Annotated in this window: 23 protein-coding genes and 1 pseudogene; 5 read left to right on the forward strand and 19 right to left on the reverse strand. The window is 31.3% G+C overall.

Annotated elements, in window-relative coordinates; translation table 11 throughout:
• The 14 genes and pseudogenes from P8H50_RS05880 to P8H50_RS05940 form a co-directional block, all read right to left on the reverse strand.
• A pseudogene (locus P8H50_RS05880) lies at window positions 1–509 on the reverse strand (F0F1 ATP synthase subunit alpha); the annotation flags it as partial.
• Window positions 510–536: 27 nt separating this feature from the next.
• Window positions 537–1073 carry an ATP synthase F1 subunit delta gene (gene atpH / locus P8H50_RS05885; protein ID WP_300206590.1) on the reverse strand — a complete coding sequence of 179 codons (537 nt, stop codon included), beginning with the start codon at window positions 1071–1073 and terminating at the stop codon, window positions 537–539.
• Window positions 1074–1078: 5 nt separating this feature from the next.
• Window positions 1079–1579, reverse strand: coding sequence for a F0F1 ATP synthase subunit B (locus P8H50_RS05890; protein ID WP_300206592.1), 501 nt, complete (start codon window positions 1577–1579; stop codon window positions 1079–1081).
• A gap of 93 nt (window positions 1580–1672) precedes the next feature.
• Window positions 1673–1873, reverse strand: a complete 201-nt coding sequence (gene atpE, locus P8H50_RS05895) for an ATP synthase F0 subunit C (protein WP_092465958.1) — start codon at window positions 1871–1873, stop codon at window positions 1673–1675.
• Between the two features lie 34 nt (window positions 1874–1907).
• On the reverse strand, window positions 1908–3035 hold the full coding sequence (atpB, locus tag P8H50_RS05900) for a F0F1 ATP synthase subunit A (protein WP_300206595.1): 1128 nt from the start codon (window positions 3033–3035) through the stop codon (window positions 1908–1910).
• Window positions 3036–3104: 69 nt separating this feature from the next.
• Complete coding sequence (locus P8H50_RS11040) at window positions 3105–3518, reverse strand: DUF6168 family protein (protein ID WP_366900957.1); 414 nt, start codon at window positions 3516–3518, stop codon at window positions 3105–3107.
• Window positions 3511–3732: an AtpZ/AtpI family protein gene (locus P8H50_RS05905; protein WP_300206597.1), complete on the reverse strand. Its 222-nt coding sequence runs from the start codon at window positions 3730–3732 to the stop codon at window positions 3511–3513. The genes P8H50_RS11040 and P8H50_RS05905 overlap by 8 nt, the downstream gene beginning before the upstream one ends.
• Window positions 3704–4105, reverse strand: a complete 402-nt coding sequence (locus P8H50_RS05910) for a polymer-forming cytoskeletal protein (protein ID WP_300206600.1) — start codon at window positions 4103–4105, stop codon at window positions 3704–3706. The genes P8H50_RS05905 and P8H50_RS05910 overlap by 29 nt, the downstream gene beginning before the upstream one ends.
• 26 nt (window positions 4106–4131) lie before the next feature.
• On the reverse strand, window positions 4132–6681 hold the full coding sequence (locus tag P8H50_RS05915; RefSeq protein ID WP_300206602.1) for a tetratricopeptide repeat protein: 2550 nt from the start codon (window positions 6679–6681) through the stop codon (window positions 4132–4134).
• 157 nt (window positions 6682–6838) lie between these two features.
• Window positions 6839–7546: an ABC transporter ATP-binding protein gene (locus P8H50_RS05920; RefSeq protein ID WP_300206604.1), complete on the reverse strand. Its 708-nt coding sequence runs from the start codon at window positions 7544–7546 to the stop codon at window positions 6839–6841.
• Window positions 7547–7553: 7 nt separating this feature from the next.
• Window positions 7554–9029 (reverse strand): DUF5687 family protein, encoded by a 1476-nt coding sequence (locus P8H50_RS05925; protein ID WP_300206606.1) that lies wholly within the window; start codon window positions 9027–9029, stop codon window positions 7554–7556.
• A gap of 327 nt (window positions 9030–9356) precedes the next feature.
• Window positions 9357–9635, reverse strand: coding sequence for a hypothetical protein (locus P8H50_RS05930; protein WP_366900958.1), 279 nt, complete (start codon window positions 9633–9635; stop codon window positions 9357–9359).
• On the reverse strand, window positions 9636–10361 hold the full coding sequence (locus tag P8H50_RS05935; RefSeq protein ID WP_300206608.1) for a hypothetical protein: 726 nt from the start codon (window positions 10359–10361) through the stop codon (window positions 9636–9638).
• On the reverse strand, window positions 10361–10699 hold the full coding sequence (locus tag P8H50_RS05940; RefSeq protein WP_300206610.1) for a PadR family transcriptional regulator: 339 nt from the start codon (window positions 10697–10699) through the stop codon (window positions 10361–10363). The genes P8H50_RS05935 and P8H50_RS05940 overlap by 1 nt, the downstream gene beginning before the upstream one ends.
• A 109-nt stretch (window positions 10700–10808) precedes the next feature.
• Here P8H50_RS05940 and P8H50_RS05945 point away from each other — a divergent pair, with 109 nt between their 5' ends.
• Entirely contained in the window at window positions 10809–11864 is a 1056-nt protein-coding gene (locus P8H50_RS05945; RefSeq protein WP_300206612.1) for a ferredoxin--NADP reductase, read from the forward strand.
• A gap of 45 nt (window positions 11865–11909) precedes the next feature.
• Here the strand turns inward: P8H50_RS05945 and P8H50_RS05950 are convergent, their stop codons facing one another.
• Entirely contained in the window at window positions 11910–12926 is a 1017-nt protein-coding gene (locus P8H50_RS05950; protein ID WP_300206614.1) for a glycosyltransferase family 9 protein, read from the reverse strand.
• 70 nt (window positions 12927–12996) lie between these two features.
• Window positions 12997–13605: a DUF4254 domain-containing protein gene (locus P8H50_RS05955; protein ID WP_300206616.1), complete on the reverse strand. Its 609-nt coding sequence runs from the start codon at window positions 13603–13605 to the stop codon at window positions 12997–12999.
• 71 nt (window positions 13606–13676) lie between these two features.
• Between P8H50_RS05955 and upp the strand changes: the two genes are divergently transcribed.
• On the forward strand, window positions 13677–14336 hold the full coding sequence (upp, locus tag P8H50_RS05960; RefSeq protein WP_300206618.1) for a uracil phosphoribosyltransferase: 660 nt from the start codon (window positions 13677–13679) through the stop codon (window positions 14334–14336).
• On the opposite strand, the gene P8H50_RS05965 is transcribed toward upp, so the two are convergent.
• Entirely contained in the window at window positions 14325–15248 is a 924-nt protein-coding gene (locus tag P8H50_RS05965; protein ID WP_300206620.1) for a DUF6427 family protein, read from the reverse strand. The two genes, upp and P8H50_RS05965, sit on opposite strands and share 12 nt — an antisense overlap.
• A gap of 41 nt (window positions 15249–15289) precedes the next feature.
• Between P8H50_RS05965 and P8H50_RS05970 the strand changes: the two genes are divergently transcribed.
• Window positions 15290–15517: a uracil phosphoribosyltransferase gene (locus P8H50_RS05970; RefSeq protein ID WP_300206622.1), complete on the forward strand. Its 228-nt coding sequence runs from the start codon at window positions 15290–15292 to the stop codon at window positions 15515–15517.
• On the opposite strand, the gene purD is transcribed toward P8H50_RS05970, so the two are convergent.
• Entirely contained in the window at window positions 15512–16783 is a 1272-nt protein-coding gene (gene purD, locus P8H50_RS05975) for a phosphoribosylamine--glycine ligase (protein ID WP_300206624.1), read from the reverse strand. The genes P8H50_RS05970 and purD overlap by 6 nt on opposite strands.
• A 64-nt stretch (window positions 16784–16847) precedes the next feature.
• On the opposite strand from purD, the gene P8H50_RS11045 reads away from it, so the two are divergent.
• Both P8H50_RS11045 and P8H50_RS05980 read left to right on the forward strand, forming a co-directional pair.
• Complete coding sequence (locus P8H50_RS11045; protein WP_366900959.1) at window positions 16848–17237, forward strand: hypothetical protein; 390 nt, start codon at window positions 16848–16850, stop codon at window positions 17235–17237.
• A 60-nt stretch (window positions 17238–17297) separates the two neighbouring features.
• Window positions 17298–18158 (forward strand): hypothetical protein, encoded by an 861-nt coding sequence (locus P8H50_RS05980; RefSeq protein ID WP_366900960.1) that lies wholly within the window; start codon window positions 17298–17300, stop codon window positions 18156–18158.
• On the opposite strand, the gene P8H50_RS05985 is transcribed toward P8H50_RS05980, so the two are convergent.
• On the reverse strand, window positions 18139–18918 hold the full coding sequence (locus P8H50_RS05985; RefSeq protein WP_300206626.1) for a glycosyltransferase family 2 protein: 780 nt from the start codon (window positions 18916–18918) through the stop codon (window positions 18139–18141). The genes P8H50_RS05980 and P8H50_RS05985 overlap by 20 nt on opposite strands.
• Between the last annotated feature and the right edge of the window lie 2 nt (window positions 18919–18920).

The raw sequence follows: 18920 nt of genomic DNA on the forward strand, positions 1-18920 counted from the left end.
ATTACTAACTCACGTTGTCCTCTACCAACTGGAATCATGGCATCAATGGCTTTAATTCCTGTTTGTAATGGCTCTGTTACTGGTTCTCTGTAAATAACACCAGGTGCTTTACGCTCTAATGGCATTTCATATGTTTCTCCAGCAATTGGTCCTTTACCGTCAATTGGATTTCCTAGAGTATCAACCACACGACCAACAATACCTTCACCTACATTAACAGATGCGATACGTCCAGTTCGTTTTACAGTTGAACCTTCTTTTACTTCTTTTGAATGCCCTAATAATACAATACCAACGTTATCTTCTTCTAAGTTAAGAACAATTCCTTCAAGCCCCCCATCAAATTCTACTAATTCTCCATATTGTGCATTTGACAATCCATAAGCACGTACAATACCATCCCCAATGGTTAATACTGATCCAACTTCGTCTAGTGAAGCAGATGCTTCAAATCCTGATAATTGTTGTTTTAAGATTGCTGATATCTCAGCTGGTTTTACTTCTGCCATCTTATTATTTATTTAGATATAAATATCTTAGTTTAATATAAATTCTCTTTTTAATTTGCTTAGTTGATTTAAAATACTTGCGTCGTATTGTAAATCCCCAACTCTTAGAACAAAACCTCCTAAGATGTTTTCGTCTATAATATTTTCTACCGCAACTTCTTTTCCTGTGAGTTCTTTAACTTTTGCTAAAACTTTTACCTTTAAATCTTCTGTTAGCGGTAGAGCTGTGGTTACTGTTGCAAGTTCTGTACCTGTTAATTTATCGAATAAAACAGAATATTGCTTAGCCACTTCTGGAAGTAAAGCAATTCTTTTATTAGACATTAAAGTATCTATTGCATTAGCAGTTAAAGGGTTTATGCCTTTAAAAATTTCTAATAATGCAGATTTTTTAATTGAAGGACTAACCACAGGACTATTAAGCACATCACTTAACTCTATATTTTCTGCAATAGTTTTTGCTATTAGCTTCATATCGTTATTAACAACATCAGTTGTTTTTTGATCTTGTGCTAAACTTAACACTGCTTTTGCGTAACGTATTGCTGCTCTTGATCCTCCCATAACTACTAGTTAAGTGTTGCTTCTCCTAATAAAGAATCAACTAATGCTAATTGCTTGTCTTTGTTAGTTAATTCTTGGCGCACTACTTTTTCTGCTATATCTATAGATAATCCTGCAACATGACTCTTTAGTTCTGCCATTGCGGCTTTCTTTTCGCTTTCTATAGCTGCTTGCGCTTGAGCAATCATTTTGTTTGCCTGTGTTTGTGCTTCTGCTTTAGCATCGTCAATCATTGTGTTTTTCATCTCACGTGCCTCTTTAAGCATAGCTTCACGCTCTGCTCTTGCGTCGTTTAATAACTTTTGGTTATCTGCTTGAAGATTTTGCATTTCTAACTTTGCTTTTTCAGCAGCATCTAATGCATCTTGTATGCCTTCTTCTCTTTCGTTTAAAGAATTAAGAATTGGTTTCCACGCGAATTTTACCATTAGGGCTATTAATGCTAACAATAGTATTGTTGACACTACAAATAATCCTGGCGAAAAATCATTTAATAACTTATCCATTTCTAAATGTATTTAAAGTTTTGTTTGTTTAATTTTAAAAACACAACCTGCAACCAACCGTTGCAGATTTGTGTTTTAAAGTTTGATTGCTGCTTATTTTCCTAAGAATAAAGCACCGAATGCTAAACCTTCTAAAAGTGCTGCAATAATAATCATTGCTGTTTGGATTTTTCCTGTTGCTTCTGGTTGTCTAGCAATACCTTCCATTGCTTTTCCACCAATTTGACCAAGACCAATTCCTGCTCCGATTACGATTAAACCTGCTCCAATTAAATTGTAAGTTACTGGTTCCATAATAATTTGACTTTAATTAATTAAACAAAATGTATTAATGATGTTCGTGCTCTGCTACTGCCATACCTATAAATAACGCTGAAAGCATTGTAAAGATATACGCTTGTAAAAAAGCTACTAAAACCTCAATTAATGTTATAAAAAATGATAATACTAATGACAATCCTGTTGCACCAACGACTCCTAAAGATTCTTTTAAGGTGAACATAATTGCTATTAAACTCATTACCACAATATGACCTGCTGAAATGTTTGCGAACAAACGCACTAATAATGAAAACGGCTTTATTACTAAAGCGCCTGCTAATTCTATAATTGCCAATACTGGACGAATTAAGACAGGTACTCCTGGCATCCACAATATGTGCATCCAGTAGTCTTTGTTTCCACTAACCGTATATATTACTAATGTAAAAATAGCTAGACATGCTGTTACCGCAAGTTGACCTGTTACATTAAAACCTAAAGGTGTTAAACCTGCTAGATTTAATAACCATATAAAAAAGAATACTGTTAATAAATAACCTGTGAATTTTCTGTAGTGCTTTTCGCCTATATTTGGTCTTGCTATTTCGTCTCTAACATATAGCACAAGAGGTTCTAATACTCTTCCAAAACCTGTTGGTACTTGTTTTGTTTTGTATTGCTTTGCTAATCTTGAAAACGCAAACAACATAAATAAACCAATAAGTAAAACTCCAACTACACTTTTAGTGATTGAAAAGTCTAACACTTTGTGTGCATTTGTTGCATGATGATCTGCATCGTAAGCAACGGTTGTCGCTCCTGCATCTAATTCGTAGATTTTTGAATGAATTTTTACAAACTTAGAACCGTTTTTCTCTACAATTACACTTCCATCATCATTGTGATGAAACTCTGAAGACATAAATGTTGCTAATCCATTACTAGACCATAAAATTACTGGTAAAGGAAATCCTACATGTTTACGCTCACCTTCATCGCTTGTGTAAGAGAACAATGAAAAATCGTGAGAATCTTGAATATGGTGAAGTATATAATCTTCAACTTCCTTTTTTGTATCTACTTGACCACCATCTGATTTACCATCATTAATGGTTGTGTCAGCCATTACAAAAGCACTTGTAAAAAGCATAGATAAAAGGACGAAAAATTTAAAAGTTTGTTTAGCTACCTTCATTGTTAAAAAAATCAAAAAAACTGTGTTTTTAAATTCCGTGCAAAGGTAGGTAATTATTTGAAAATAAAATTAATTTTTCTTTAATAACTTTTTATCCTGTTTTTTGTTCAAAATCTTAGCTATAAAATAGACTTCAAGAAATAAAAATAAAAAAACTGGTATTAGTAGATTTAAGCCTTCTAATTTGGTTAAATTTTTGTCGCCAAGAATACTGTTTTTGAAAATTAAAACGAAGAACATAATCTTAGTAAAAAATGTAAACATGTAAATATAGCCTAATTGTGAAGCCCATTTAATAGATTTGGAAAGGAGCAAGAAAACAGAGACTATAATAAAGGACGCAGAGAAATGAAAGCTATACATTTGAAAAAGAGAAAAAGGCAAGTAGCTTTTTGAATTGTTTAAAATGAAATCGTGAATAAAAAAAACAACAAGAAACAAGCTCAAAAAAGAGATAAAATAGAGAACAATTTGCTTAATCATTGTCCTTAGAGATTTTTAAAACTTGACTTATTACTAAATACATTGCAGCAAATACTACAAATAATGTCATTATATTTTCCCAATACGTGGTGTTAAATTTTGTATCTAACCAATTCCCAAAAAAATTACCTAACCAGATAGCTCCTCCCATTTGAAAAGCTACAGAGGTAAACCTTAAATATGGATTAAGCGATTTTTTTTGTTTCTTTTTCACTTTTAAAATCTTTTACAGTGCTTTTCATCACGCAAGAGACGTTAAAAGTTGCACCAGGTTCTACTGCTAATTTTTCAGTGATTACATCTCCTTCAATATATGCAGAAGATTTTAAAGTTAGTGTGCCAGTGAGTTTTAGTTGACCTATTAATTTACCTTCAAAATACGCATTAGAACTCTCTAAAGAACCATGTATTTCTCCTGTTTTTCCAACTACAACTTTACCTGAAGTTAATACATCTCCTTCTATAATACCATCTATTCTTATATCTCCTTCGCTATAAAAAGTTCCAACAATTTTGGTGCCTTTTGCTATTATGTTTTGAATTGAAGAGTTTTCGTTTTGTTTATTTTTTTTATTTTCAGAAAACATTGCTATTAAATTTAGGGTTAGGCGAACTATAGGTTAGTTGTGTATACTTGTAGGTTTTTATGAATTTGAATAATTCTATAATTATTAGTTGATATTCCAAAATATGGACGCTCAATTTTTTCTCGTAATTCTTGAGTAAATAAGGCATTAAACGCTTTTGCTGTCTCTATACTTCTTAATCCGTGTACTACTAAAAATGTTTTGTCTTTATCGTAAACATCTATAGAAGTAGACATATTGTTATAATTAGCTTCAAATAGTGTCTCGTCTAAAGTTTTCTTAAAAGCATTCATTTCTTCTGTTTCAGAACTTGCAAATTGATAGACTACTTTGCACTTGGTTGCGCTTGCATCGTCTTGAAATTCTGATTTTTCTAATCCTTTTAAAGACTTATCTATAATGGATTGTGCTTGTACACCTTCTTCTGTATTTGCATAATTTACTGCAACATCGTTTAACGCTTTTTTGTAGGCATTAAAACCTTGCAATCTACCTTGCGCAAAAGCTTTTAATAATTGAAATTTAGGCACAATAGCGTCTCCTTCAAAAGTACTAGCATACAGTTCGCATTTTTTTATTACAGCTTCAAATTCTTGAGCTTCAAACTGTCTATACGTGTCTTCATAAATACTTTCTGGACTACTATCGTCTTTAGCTAAAGCTGTTTCAGGATTGCTTAAAATTTGTGCGTAACGCGACTCTGGGTAATTAGTAATAATGTCGTTTTTAAGTATTTCTGCATCTGCAGTATTTTCTAAAATTTCGTTTATTTTAAATAAATTGTATTTTGAAGGTAATATTAAGCGTTCTTCTGGATTGTTTTTTAACACCTTTGTAAACTTAGATTTAGCCAAGTCGTACTCTTTAAATTTCTCTTTGTAAATTAATCCTAATTGGTAATAGGCAAAATTACGCTCTTTAGAGATACTGTCTATTACTTTTTTATCTGAAGGAATTTGTTCTAAATAAAAATTAGAATCTAAGAATTTATCGCCTTCTGTACTTGCCAAATCTGTATTAGAGCCTGTTTCTGATTTTGTGTTTCTTGAACCGTCTGACCATCTCCATTCATCTTGATTTTCTCTGTCTCCCCAAATACGCTGAAATTCGTTTTTGCCATATGCAACCGTTTGGTCATTATAAAAATAAAATGATGAAGTATTTGTGTTTCCATTTTTAGGATTAACAATGTTTCCAGGATTTTTGCCTGCGTTATTTTGAGCCAAACCTGCTTTTTGTTTTTCTATTGCTAAACGTTCTGCTTCTGCCTCTTTTGCTAGCTTTAATTTTGCAACATAATCATCAAAATAAGCTTGTCGCTCTGGATTACTCATATTTACTAAACGAATTATGCTATCGTTTACTTCGGCTATACCTTCGTAATAAATAACATCGTCTAGATTTTCTCTTTTACGTTTAATAATACGATATGGCTTACTGTTTTTAACCATTTTAGTCATCGTACTATCAAAATAAGCTCCTGCAACTTTATAATTATTGTTATCGAAACTCATGTCTCCAAGAATCTCGTAATTTCTTGCCATTAAGATTTTATCTTGAGAATTTGTACGAAGCGACTTGTTGTAATATTCTATTGCTAAAGAATCTGAGTTTTGATTAGAGTGGTATTGCGCAACTTGATGGTATATTTGATCTAGAAAAGGTCTGTTTTCTCGATCTTCTTCTAAATCTGTTAAATACTCTATAAACTCTAGTTTATTTCCTTTGTTGTAATCGAAATTTTTTGCTTTTTCAACGTGAGCACTTATTAGGTATTTACGAGGGATTTTTCGATTTAAATCTATTACTTTATCAAACGCTAAGTTTGCACTGTCTTTATCTTTTAAAGCATTGTATAGCTGGCCTTCTATAAAGTAATATCTGCCTTCTTCGTTACGCTTTTTTGTTGCGTTTGCAGCAATTTTAATTTGGGCTAATGCGCTATCCAGAGACTGTGTGTTAATATAGGCTTGTGCCATTGTAGAAGTAGCATCTGCTAAGTCCTGTCCTTTTAACTCTACTTGTTCTGTAAGTGTTTTAATATTTTTAATAGCTAACTCATTGTTCTCTAAACGTAAATTAGTTTTTTCTCTCCAAATTCTAGCTTGATTAATATTACTACTTGCTGGATATTTATATAAAATGTAATTGAATGCTTCTAATGCTGGCACAAAACGTTGGTCGAAATAACGTGCCTTTCCTAAAAGTAAATACGCTTCGTCTATTTGTGGATTGTACTCTTTACCTTGAATATTCATACCATGTTTCTGTATGGCTTTTACAGCTTTCTCTTCTGCAGTATTAAAGCTTGGATTTTTAGATTCTCCAGGCATGAATAGTTCTTCTGAAACTTGCATACGCTCTATTGGTAAGATTTCCCAATAGTTATCTCTGTAAGCATCATTTAAAGTTTTTCTTCCTTGCTCTAGAGCGTTATATCCATTAAACAAGGCATTATATTCTGTAGTTACCGCATGAAAATTTCTAGTGATAAAGCTGTTTTTTTTACGCGAACAGCCTGTTATAACTAAGGCAGAAACTGCTATAAATAGTATGTGTTTTTTTACTGTTTTCAACGGTGTTGTATTTAGTCTAATACATAACTTTAAACTTAAACGAATATTGTTAGCTATTAGATAAGCACGTAAAAATAAGCATCTTTTTGAGTTTTAGCGAAAAAACGATAAGAAATTCTAGAAAAGCAAGTATTAGGTTTTAAAAGTTTTAATTCGTTTAGGACTCTGTAACTCCAGAAAAATGAGCTTCTAATTCTTTTAAAGTAGCTTCACTTGTAGCTAGATCTTTAATTACTTCACCTTTTTCTAATACTACAATACGCTCACAAACATCTGTAACGTGCAATAAATCGTGACTTGACACCAAAACCGTTACACCTTGAGTTTTTGCTAAATCTTTAATAATCCCTTTTAATCTAATTTGTGTTGTTGGATCTAAATTTGCAAAAGGTTCGTCTAAAATTATAACTTCTGGATTACCAATAAGTGCGGCAACAATACCTGCTTTCTTTTGGTTTCCTTTACTTAAATCTCTTAAATATTTTTTTTGTTTAAGAATTTCGCCATGGAAAAAATCTTCAAATTGTGCTAAAATCGCATCTACCTCTTGTTTATTTTGTCCTCGAAGTTCGCCAATAAAATAAAAATACTCTTCGGCTGTTAAGTAGCCAATTAAAAAGGTTTCGTCTATAAAAGCTGAAGTAAATGGTTTCCAGTCTTCACTTTCGCTAACTAAAACGTTATTGTTTTTTATATGTCCTGTTGTAGGTTGAATAAGGTCTAAAAGCAAACTAAAATACGTTGTTTTTCCAGCACCATTATTACCAACTAAACCAAAGCTTTGTCCTTTTGGAATGTCTAAATTTTCTATGTTTAAAACCGTTACACCGTTGTAAGATTTTGAAAGGTTTGTAGTTGTTATCATTGCACTATTAATTATTTTGTTTGTAGGCAGCCAAAGTTTTATATTTTTCTGCTTTGTATATTTTTTCTATTATTTCGAAGACTTTGTTTTTAAACAAAAAGCCAAATAAACCAAAAACGGCAACCAATACAAAACCTAGCATTTCTCCTTGTATAAAATGTCCTACAGCGTAGATTATCATTGGTAATACTAATTTTGGGATAGTTAACAATAAGGTTTTTACATTAAAGGCTTTTTTGTCTCCAAAAGCTTTTTTGTTAGATGTTAAATCTATTGGAGTTTTAATATATGCGCCTCCCCAAAGTACAACATGAGAGTTTACACCTATATTGTAAATAGCTCCAACAACAACTGCTGCATAAGCTTGCCAACCAAAATAAAGGTAAAAGGATGCTAAAAGTGTTGATGCTATAGTTGCAATAACCATTAAATACCATTTTGATTCTAAATACTCTTTGTAACGAATATTTTGACTCATCATTAACGGATAGTATGCACTATCCCAACTTGGTACAAATTGCCCGAAACTAAACAGAAAGCCTCCTGAAATAAAAATTCCAGCAAAAACACGCCAAAAAGGGCCATCGTAGACTTCTACAGCTCCTGTAAAAAATAACAAGCCATAAAAAATAAAAACAACGCTCATGATTACTGTAGTTTTAGAACGTTTATTTCTTTTTATAAGTTTTATATCGTTTTTTAAAAAGGTTGAAACACTACCAAAACGATCTAACCAAGACATATTATCTGTCTCAGCAATGTCTACTTTTTTTGCTAATCCTGCATCAAGGTAAAAGTTTTTTCTAAAATAACTAAAGGCCATTTTATAAAGCACAAATGCTAAAACTAATGGAATTATTGCCAAATAAGGTCTATCGAAAAAGGCTTGAAAAATTGGTGCTGAATAAACAGTAATATCAAAAATATCATAATATATTAAACCTCCTAAAGTAATTAAAATGCCTATTATAGAATAGAATACAACGTCTTTACTATTTACAAAGATGTTGATAAAGTTATTACAGAAGAACAAACCTAATAAAGCTAAATGCCATCCTAAAACATTAACAAATTCGTGGCCTCCTTTTAGAATTAAAACAATAGAAAACGGAATAAAAAAGAAACCATGTAGAATATTAAAAAAAGAGATAATGGTTTTATTAATACCAAAACTTACTATTTGATTTTTCTGCAACGGTAAATACAACAACGGTTTAATATTGACAATTGGCATTTTTTGTAAAAAATACCGGATCACTAAATCTACAGCTAAATAAAAAATAAGATACTTATTAATTACTTTTAAAGGATTTGGATCTACAAATTCTTCTATTATAAAGTAAGCACCTATGCCTATTCCAACTGCATATAAAAGCATAAAAAAGGCTCCTATAATCATAAATATTTTAAGCACAAGATTTACTTTAAAAGAGGCAGATCTAAAAAAAGACTTCCATTCTAGGCTAATAAAATGTTTGAGCATGATTTTAAGTTTGGTTCGTTACAAAGGTAAGTATTAAAAGTAGTCCATTTGTTACAAATAAAATTCTGGACAGGTATCTTTTAGTAACTTTTCTGCTTTACTTGGAAGTAATTCTAGACTTATATAGCTTATTAAAACCAAAACGGTAAAAGCTAAAGCTAGTCCACCAATTTTATAACTATTAGTTATAGGAGAATCTGAAATGGTAAAGAAAACATGAATTTGAGCTAAAACACTAAAACGGTTCCTCCAGCTTGTCTAAAAATTATATCTTCAAGCATCCATTTTTTATTTTTATGTTTAAATACTTTAATTAATGTATAGCTTTTATAGGTGCTCCAAACACCAATTGAAGATGTTTTTGTAATTCCAACAGGCGGTATTGACACTATGTTTAATGCTATGAGGCCTAAATACGAAAACACCAAATTTTTTAAAGGCTTTAGTTTTGGCTTCTTCAAAAGACAGCTGTGGTTGTTCTTGCCACATGGCTTCAATATCGTTTGCAAGATGGTCTACCAATTCGGTTTGTAAATCGTAATACTCTACATAGTGTTTTCTTGTAAAAGTGTATAGATTTTGTATTTGAATTTGTGATATTTTCATTTAAGATAATTTCAATTTATAAAGCGCTTTATTTTCTTTTAGGATTTTTAAATACAAATTCATTGAGGATCTTAGAAATTGATACATAATGACCAACATAATTACAAAAAACTCATAAGGTTTAGGCTCGGTTTTTTCGTAAAAGAAAGTAAGAGATTGTAATCCTAGGTTGTAAATACTCCAGTATAATATAGAAAAAGTGCCAACCATATTAAAGCTTAGGGACTTTTTTAGAGCTTTTTCTTCAAACGTATGGTAAAACCCATAAAATGTAGGAAGCATTAAAATTAATAACCCGCTAAATACTGTAATTTTAGGGAAATACTGAAAAACAGTTAAAACGAGACCAGAGAAAGCTAGATATTCAACTATAAACTTATAGTTTAACATATTGTTTTTAAAGGTTTTAATCGCTTGATTTCTATATTTTCTTCCTAATTCTTTCTGCTTTTGTTTTGTAAATTTTTCAAATCCTTTTTTATCTGCATATAAACCGGATTTCATTAATTTATGGTTATAAATAACATAAGTTTTTAAATTGTTTCCAAAACCTTGATGTACTTCTTGAAGTGCTGCGTTAAAAGAAAGACCTTTATTAGTCATTTTTTCTTCAACTGAATTAATGATATGGTCTAAGAGTTCTAAACGTACGTCCCAATATTTTACTTCGTTTTTAATGAGGTAATTTTCAATAAACCGTATTTCTTTTAAACTTAATTTAACCATTATTCTAAACTTAATTTAGGATTAACTAATGCTTGCATAGTTGCAATATAACTTGCTAATTCACTTAGTTGATGACTCGATTCTTTTTCTCCATTTTCTGTAATTTTATAATACTTACGCAAGCGATTATCTACTTTTTTCACCTCAACATCAAGCAACCCGTCAGCTTCTAGTTTGTGCAACGCTGGATATAAGGCGCCTTCTGTTATTTTTAATTCACCTTTAGTTAGTTCTTTAACTTTTTGGGTTATTTCGTAACCATACATTTTATCACTTTCGTTTAAAAGTTTTAAAATAATAGTAGTTAAACTGCCTTTATATAATTTAGAATTACTCATGGCTCAAATATACATAATTTTCTTATGCATAAAATACTTAGGTATTATTTTTTTCTTAATTCATTTTTATTAGTTTAAAGCTTCACTATTTTTACAAAAAAAACAAAACATGGCCCATTTTCATACATTATCTATTAAACACATTTTACGTCAAACCGATAAATGTGTAACTATTTCTTTTTCTGTTCCAGAGCAACTAAAACAAAATTTCAGCTTTATTGCTGGACAATATATTACGCTAAAAACAGTAATTAATGGCGAAGAAGTGCGTAGAGATTACTCTTTATGCTCCTCACCAAAAAGTGGAGAACTTACTGTTGCTGTTAAAGAAGTAGAACATGGCACGTTTTCTAAATACGCAAATAACACCTTAAAAGAAGGAGATGCCATAGACGTTGCAGAACCTCAAGGACGATTTACTTTTACTCCAGATAGTTCTAAAACAAGAACTGTAGCTGCTTTTGCTGCTGGAAGCGGTATTACTCCTGTATTAAGTATTGCAAAAACAGTTTTAGAAGAAGAGCCTAACAGCACTTTTATTTTGGTTTATGGTAATAAAACAAGTGAAGACACTATCTTTTTTAATGAGTTGCTTAAACTACACCACAATTACAAGGATCGTTTCTATATAAAATTTGTATTTAGTCAAGCGCAAGAACCTGATGCTTTATTTGGACGTATTGAAAAAAGCACTGTAAATCTTATTGTAAAAAATAAATACAAGCACACCACTATAGATGCTTTTTACCTTTGTGGTCCTGAAGCCATGATACATACTGTAAAAGATGTATTAACCCAAAATAACATCTCTAAAGACCGAGTATTTTTCGAACTTTTTAAAGTTGCTAAAACAGAGCAAGCGATTGAAAACTCAGTAAATAAAGGAGAAACTGAAATAAAAGTAATTGTGGACGACGAAGAGGAAACGTTTGTAATGTCACAATCTCAAACTATTTTAGAAGCTGCTTTAGATAAAGATATAGATGCACCTTACTCTTGCCAAGGTGGTATTTGTAGTAGCTGTATTGCCAGAATAACTGAAGGCGAAGCGACCATGAGGCAAAACAATATTTTAACAGATAATGAAGTAGCAGAAGGTTTGGTGTTAACTTGCCAAGCGCATCCTACAAGCTCAAAAATTGTTGTAGATTATGATGATGTTTAAAAAGCACTCTGTTAGTGTTTAAGTCTTAAAAAATAGAATTTGTTTTTATAAAACAGATTCTATTTTTTTTATAACAGTTTCAGGTGCAATAGTTCGTGAGGCTTCTTTATAATGTTCAGGGTACTTGTTTCCATAAATAGAGGTTGGTATTAATGGAAACTGCTCTCTATTAGCTAGTATATTATGTGATTGTGGTTGATTAAATGGCGAAAAACCAGCAAATGGATGTGTAACATTCCAAATCGTTATTACTTTTTTTCCTAACATTGCAGCAATATGTGCATTTCCAGAGTCCATAGATAGCATAACATCGAGGTTTGAAATGACTTGCAACTCCTCAGTTAAAGTTAATTTTCCTGCCAGATTAATAACATTATCATATTTATTTTGAAAACTATTTAATGTTTTAATTTCTTCTGGTCCTCCACCAAATAAAATAACTTTATGTGTTTTAGATAATTCTTGAATAACACGCTCTAATAAATCTAATGGATACATTTTAGATTGGTATTGAGCAAAAGGCGCAATACCTATCCAGTGTTTATTATCTTTTACTAACAGTGTTTGCGTACTATCTTTAAGTTTTAATTGTTTAGGAAAAGTAGGATTACTGAGCGCTAAAGTGTAGCCTAAGTTTCTAAACACATCTGCATACCGCTCGTGTGTTGTTTTTAATTGCTGAAATAATTTTCCTGAAACTAAAGCTTTTTTATCGTTTCGGCCTTTATCTATTTGCTTGAAAGTCTTTCCAAAGAAAAAAAACTTTAAAATCTTAGTTCTTAAAACATTGTGCAAATCTGCAACTTGATTTATTCCAAGATGCTTTAGTTCTCTAGAAAGTTTAAAAAGCCCGATAATACCTTTATGCTTTCCTTTTAAGTCTGCAGCAAAGACTGTTACATTTTCTAAATCTTGAAAAAACGGTTTAAAAAATGGTCTCGTTAAAACAGTAAGTTTAACCTTAGGATGTTGTAGTGTAAAAGCACGTAAAACAGGAACACACATAGCAACGTCTCCCATTGCAGAGAGACGAATAACTAAGATGTGTTTTGGTTTTGGCATATTAAAATACTTGCTTTGTATAGCAAAAACGCCATCGTGTAGATGATATTCCTGACTTGGCAGGCATAAATTACTTCTGTCCTCTTAAAACAGGATTTAACTCATCGTCATTATACATTTTCATTTGCTTATACACTTTCATGTACTTATCTCCAACAGCTATATCTTGTAATAGCGTATCTATTGCTGAGGACAAATCGACTTGTTGATCTAGTAAAATATCTAGTTTTTTTTGGCAAGCCGCTTTATGAGAATCTGAAGCATCTGTTCTTGTCGCCTCTTCTTTCATATGATACACTTTTAAAGCAAGAATAGAAAGCCTATCTATAGCCCAAGCTGGACTTTCTGTATTAATAGTTGCAGTCTCTTTAACAACAACATCGTTATGGCGTTCTAACAAATAACTGTCGATATATTCAACCATATCTGTTCGGTCTTGGTTAGAGGCATCTATTTGACGTTTTAATTTTAGCGCTGCAACAGGATCTATTTGTGGATCGCGAATAATATCTTCGTAATGCCATTGCACTGTATCTATCCAACATTTTCTATATAGTAAATGTTCTAATAAATGAGAGTCTTTATCGTATTCGTTTATAAATGGTTGATCTACGCTATTTATAACGTGATATTTTTCAATAACGTCTTGAAATATTTTATTGGCTTTACTGGTAAACATGATTTTTTATTTTAATATACAAATATAGTTCTAAATAATTAACTTTACATTCCAACTGTTATTTCAAACCTATGCTTACTCATAATTTATCTGAAGAAAATTCAATTTTAAACACTTTTATTGCTGAAATACGTGATGTTAACATTCAAAAAGACAGTATGCGTTTTAGGCGAAATATAGAACGTATAGGTGAAATATTAGGTTATGAAATGAGTAAATCTTTTAGTTTTGAACCTAAAAAGATAACGACTCCATTAGCTGAAACTGAAGTGCAAACCATAGAAAACGAGGTCGTTTTATGTTCTGTATTAAGAGCTGGTGTGCCTTTACATAATGGCTTATTAAACTATTTTGATACTGCCGAAAATGCTTTTATTTCTGCCTATAGACATCATTTAGAAAAACCTGAAACATTCGAAATTGTTGTCGAGTATTTAGCGTGCCCAAGTTTAGAAGGTAAAACATTAATTCTTGCAGACCCAATGGTTGCAACAGGACAATCGCTATTGGCTACTTTTGAAGCCTTGAAACCTTTTGGTACTCCAAAAGAAATTCATTTAGCTGCTGTAATTGGAGCTCAAGAAGGGATTGATTTTGTAGCTAAAAATTTTCCAGAAAACACCCATTTATGGATTGCTACAATAGACAAATATCTTAATAGTAAAGGTTATATTGTTCCTGGCTTAGGTGATGCAGGAGATTTAGCTTTTGGAGAGAAATTACAGCATTAATAAAACAAAAGGTAGTACTAAAAGTGCCAAAAAAAAGACTTCTTTAAACCATTTTTCTTCTATAGTTTCTATATAGTTTGAAATAATAATACTTAAAGGTGCGAACAAAAATAAAAATTCACTCCCATCTTTTTTATTAGCAATAATTAAAACTATTGTAGCGATTATACAGGCTACAAATACTACTTTGTATGAAGGTCTATAGGTTTTTGCTTTCTTTTTTAAATCTTTTAAATAAAACAAGGAGGACCATAAGCCAAATGACAGCAACACTGTAATTACTGAAATAAATTGAACAGAATTATAGGCTGTAAAATTATATCCTACAATTGGATTTATATTTAGGGTTGTAAAAAAATCGTTGTTGTAAAGTAGCGAAAAACCAACTGCAATTATTACCGTAGCCGTTAATCCTAAAAAAGGAATAAGCCATTTTTTAATTTCGGATTCTGCATAAAATAAAAGTGCACTAAAAATGAGTAGAAAAAACAGAATCGACCAAAAATAAAATACGCTTGCCAAACCAATTAAAAAGCCTGCATCAAATAGTTTTTTTACTTGTTCTTTTTGGGTTCTTAAACTAAGAATACGTCTTAAAGCTAAAAGCACAAAAAAATTAGATAATACAATTTCCCAGTCTGTAAGCACCTGTGGTATAGTTAATAAAAACGAACTAAACAATAAAATTTCGGTATTACCTTTTATAGATAATGAGTTTTTAGAAACTATAAAATCTACTAATAAAACCGATAAAAAGCAACACAAGAAAACAGCAAAAAATTTAAAAGCTGACACTGTGTTAAAATTAAAATCACTGTGCTTATTAATTGCTATAAACAACGCTAATAAGCACCACGAAAAAACAACTAAAAAATTAATTGGTTTAGATTTTGTAAAAATACTTGTTATCATTATCTGTTTTTGTATTTTTGTGTTTTAATAATATACTACTTATGAAAGATTTTTTTTACGGCATACAAGACTTTTTTGTAAATGTTGCTTTTGCACCATACGATATGTTTAGAGCATTAGAACTAGAAAACTGGTTTGCAGCAAATGCTGTTAACTGGCTTTTTGCAATTATTGGAATGGCAGCTTTTGTATACTGGATGCTGCAATTAAAATCATTTAGTAGTAATAATGAGGAAGATAAAAGTATCACTTCTCATTCTTACTTATAAATCGAAACCAATATCTTTTCTATAATTCATCTTATCAAAATGTAGTTTTTCTATGTTTTGATAAGATTTTTTTATGGCCTCTTGGTACGTTTTTCCATAGCTAGTTATTGCCATTACGCGTCCACCAGAGGTTACGATTTTATTGTCTTTTATTTGTGCTCCAGCATGAAAAACGATAGAATCCTCTACGTTTTCTATACCAAAAATTTCTTTTCCTTTCTCGTAAGCTTCTGGATAACCTCCAGAAACAAGCATAACTGTTGTTGCAGCGCGCTCGTCTATTTCAATATCAATTGTATCTAAAGTTTGATTAGCTACTGCTTGAAAAACCTCTACCAAATCATTTTTTAAACGTGGTAAAACGACTTCTGTTTCAGGATCACCTAAACGCACATTATATTCTATAACAAAAGGATCGGCTCCCACTTTAATTAAACCAATAAAAACAAAGCCTTTATATGGTAAATTATCTTTTTGTAATCCGTTAATAGTTGGTATTACAATACGTTCTTTAATTTTAGTCATGAAAACGTTATCTGCAAAAGGTACAGGAGAAATGGCTCCCATTCCACCAGTATTTAAACCAGTATCACCTTCACCAATACGCTTATAATCTTTTGCTGTAGGTAGAATTTTATAATGTTTACCGTCTGTTAATACAAAACAGCTTAATTCTATACCGTCTAAAAACTCCTCAATAACAACTTTAGCACTAGCATTACCAAATTTAGAATCTACTAGCATGGCTTTTAGTTCGGCTTTGGCTTCTTTAATATCTTCTAAAATAACCACTCCTTTTCCAGCTGCTAAACCATCTGCTTTTAATACATAAGGTGGTTTTAGTGTCTCTAAAAACGCATAACCATCTTCAACAGTATTGGCATTAAAACTTTGGTAAGCTGCTGTTGGTATGTTGTGCTTAATTAAAAATTCTTTAGCAAATTCCTTACTACCTTCTAATTCGGCCGCAGCCTTTTGTGGCCCAATAACCGCAACGTTTTTAAGCGCTTCGTCATCTAAGAAGAAATCATGAATACCAAATACTAAAGGATCTTCTGGGCCTACAATAACCATGGAAATATTATTGTTTAATACAACCGTTTTTATAGCTTGAAAATCAGTTACGCTAACAGGAACATTAGTAGCAATTTCGGCAGTTCCAGAGTTGCCAGGAGCAACATAAAGGTTTCTACAGTTGTTGCTTTGTGCAATTTTCCAAGCGATGGTATGTTCTCTTCCGCCTGAGCCAAGTATTAAAATGTTCATAGTTGTAGTTGTTTGGGCAAAAATAATTATTTCCTTTACAAATTCATATTTATAATTTTTTCTTTTGAATCTATTTAATCTTTCATTAAAACTAAAAGGCTTTCCAATACATAAAGCAAAGCTTGCTTTGGAGAAAATTAAGGTGTTATCTCCTAAAGAGAAAACACAATATATCTTAGATAAAAGAACAGAAATTGTAACCCATCATTTACAACACAATCCGTTTTATAAAAAATTTGCAGCACATGCAAATGTGAAAGATTGGAACAGTATTCCTGTTTTGACTAAACGTGATTTACAGCAACCTTTAAATAATAGGCTTTCTAGTGGTTTTACAAAAAAAAACTGCCAAATAAATAATACATCTGGTTCTTCTGGTTATCCGCTTTCGTTTGCTAAAGATCAATTTTCTCATGCTTTATCTTGGGCTGTTTTTATGGATAGATACCGTTAGCATGATTTAGATTTAAATAGTTCTAAGCAAGCGCGTTTTTACGGTATTCCTTTAAATAAAATGAGTTATTATAAAGAAAGACTAAAAGATAAATTGAGTAATAGGTTTCGGTTTTCGGTTTTTGATATGAGTGATAAGCAACTCGCTAAAAATGTAAAATTATTTGGTAATACTAACTTTGAATACCTTTATGGTTATTCTAATGTATTAACACTTTTTGCAAAATATTTAGAACGCAAAAATAGTGTTTTAAAAGACAACTGTGGCAGCCTAAAAGCTTGTATAGCTACCTCTGAAACTTTGTTTGAAAACGATAAAAAACTTCTAGAAAAACAATTTGGAGTACCAGTAATTAACGAATACGGTTGTGCCGAATTGGGCTTAATTGCTTTTCAAAATAAAGACGATAAATGGCTTATTAATAGTGACGATTTATATGTTGAAATTCTGGATAAAAATAACAATATCTTGCCTTTTGGAAATGAAGGAAGAATAGTTATTACGTCTCTGTATAACAAAGCACATCCTTTTATTCGCTACGATTTAGGTGATATTGGTACGCTTTCAAAATCAAGCACCTTACATCAACCAATTCTAGAATCTTTATCAGGAAGAACCAACGATACATTAAACTTGCCAAGCGGAAAAACTGCTGCTGGTTTTACCATGTATTATGTTACTAAAACGGTTATTGAAGACACTTCTAAAATAAAAGAGTTTATGCTAGAACAATTTAAACTCGATACATTTAAAGTGAGTTATGTTGCAGACGAAGCACTAACTGAAGTACAAAAAGCTACTGTAAAAAAAGCGTTAGATGAGTATTTAGAACCTGGTTTAACCGTTTCTTTTGAAAGAAAAGAAAGCTTAGAGCGAGCTAAAAGCGGTAAAGTAAAACAGTTTATTTCTTACGTAAAGTAATTGTTTGTTTGCTTTTTATAAAAAAATGTTCGTATAGAAAAATAAGCATATAATAGATAGATTTAGTTGTAGAAAAACTAAGGCCTTTTTTATAAACCCAATAATTGTGTTTTAACAATTCTAATTTGTTAGAAGATATAGAGTTGTCTCTAACACGGTAAAGTGCTAGAGATTCTTCCAAGCTTTTAGCTGGTTTACCTGAAAGTTCTATAGCTTTTAACCATAATAACCAATCTTGGCGTTTGCGCAGATTAGGCGCTTTTACTTTGCCCAGTTTCTTTGCGTTGTAAATTCCTGTTAAGTTAACTATATAATTACTTTTTAAATATTTCTTATACGTTAAAACAGGTAGTGCTTTTATTAATTTGTTTAAAGGTTTACCTTTTTCGTCAATTTGCTCGTAACTATAAAAACAGACCTCACAACCTTGATCTTGCATAAAAGCGATCTGTTTCTCTAATTTTTTAGGTTTCCAAAGATCATCTGCATCTAAAAACGCGATGTAATCACCTTTGGCTGCCATTACGCCTTTGTTTCTAGATACTGCAGCACCTTGGTTCTCTTTGTTTTTAATAAGCTTAATTTGGTTGTTTCCTGCAATAAAATTATTTACAATAGTAATAGTGTTATCTGTAGAACAATCGTCTATTAAAACAAGCTCCCAATTGGTATAAGATTGTTGTAAAACAGAATGAATTGTTTGGATAATAAACGCTTCCGAATTATAAAGTGGTGTTATTATAGAAACGAGTTGGCTCACAA

This window comes from Lacinutrix sp. (assembly GCF_029238095.1).
GTDB lineage: Bacteria > Bacteroidota > Bacteroidia > Flavobacteriales > Flavobacteriaceae > Lacinutrix.

Bases quoted from the DNA above. Each gene is read 5' to 3' on its own strand.
- P8H50_RS05965 (WP_300206620.1), bottom strand. From the start codon at position 15,248: ATGATAACAAGTATTTTTACAAAATCTAAACCAATTAATTTTTTAGTT.
- P8H50_RS05925 (WP_300206606.1), bottom strand. From the start codon at position 9,029: ATGCTCAAACATTTTATTAGCCTAGAATGGAAGTCTTTTTTTAGATCT.
- P8H50_RS05935 (WP_300206608.1), bottom strand. From the start codon at position 10,361: ATGGTTAAATTAAGTTTAAAAGAAATACGGTTTATTGAAAATTACCTC.
- P8H50_RS05930 (WP_366900958.1), bottom strand. From the start codon at position 9,635: ATGAAAATATCACAAATTCAAATACAAAATCTATACACTTTTACAAGA.
- upp (WP_300206618.1), top strand. From the start codon at position 13,677: ATGCTTACTCATAATTTATCTGAAGAAAATTCAATTTTAAACACTTTT.
- P8H50_RS05950 (WP_300206614.1), bottom strand. From the start codon at position 12,926: ATGCCAAAACCAAAACACATCTTAGTTATTCGTCTCTCTGCAATGGGA.
- atpE (WP_092465958.1), bottom strand. From the start codon at position 1,873: ATGGAACCAGTAACTTACAATTTAATTGGAGCAGGTTTAATCGTAATC.
- P8H50_RS05920 (WP_300206604.1), bottom strand. From the start codon at position 7,546: ATGATAACAACTACAAACCTTTCAAAATCTTACAACGGTGTAACGGTT.
- atpH (WP_300206590.1), bottom strand. From the start codon at position 1,073: ATGGGAGGATCAAGAGCAGCAATACGTTACGCAAAAGCAGTGTTAAGT.
- atpB (WP_300206595.1), bottom strand. From the start codon at position 3,035: ATGAAGGTAGCTAAACAAACTTTTAAATTTTTCGTCCTTTTATCTATG.
- P8H50_RS11040 (WP_366900957.1), bottom strand. From the start codon at position 3,518: ATGATTAAGCAAATTGTTCTCTATTTTATCTCTTTTTTGAGCTTGTTT.
- P8H50_RS05910 (WP_300206600.1), bottom strand. From the start codon at position 4,105: ATGTTTTCTGAAAATAAAAAAAATAAACAAAACGAAAACTCTTCAATT.
- P8H50_RS05940 (WP_300206610.1), bottom strand. From the start codon at position 10,699: ATGAGTAATTCTAAATTATATAAAGGCAGTTTAACTACTATTATTTTA.
- P8H50_RS05970 (WP_300206622.1), top strand. From the start codon at position 15,290: ATGAAAGATTTTTTTTACGGCATACAAGACTTTTTTGTAAATGTTGCT.
- P8H50_RS05890 (WP_300206592.1), bottom strand. From the start codon at position 1,579: ATGGATAAGTTATTAAATGATTTTTCGCCAGGATTATTTGTAGTGTCA.
- P8H50_RS05945 (WP_300206612.1), top strand. From the start codon at position 10,809: ATGGCCCATTTTCATACATTATCTATTAAACACATTTTACGTCAAACC.
- purD (WP_300206624.1), bottom strand. From the start codon at position 16,783: ATGAACATTTTAATACTTGGCTCAGGCGGAAGAGAACATACCATCGCT.
- P8H50_RS05955 (WP_300206616.1), bottom strand. From the start codon at position 13,605: ATGTTTACCAGTAAAGCCAATAAAATATTTCAAGACGTTATTGAAAAA.
- P8H50_RS05980 (WP_366900960.1), top strand. From the start codon at position 17,298: ATGAGTTATTATAAAGAAAGACTAAAAGATAAATTGAGTAATAGGTTT.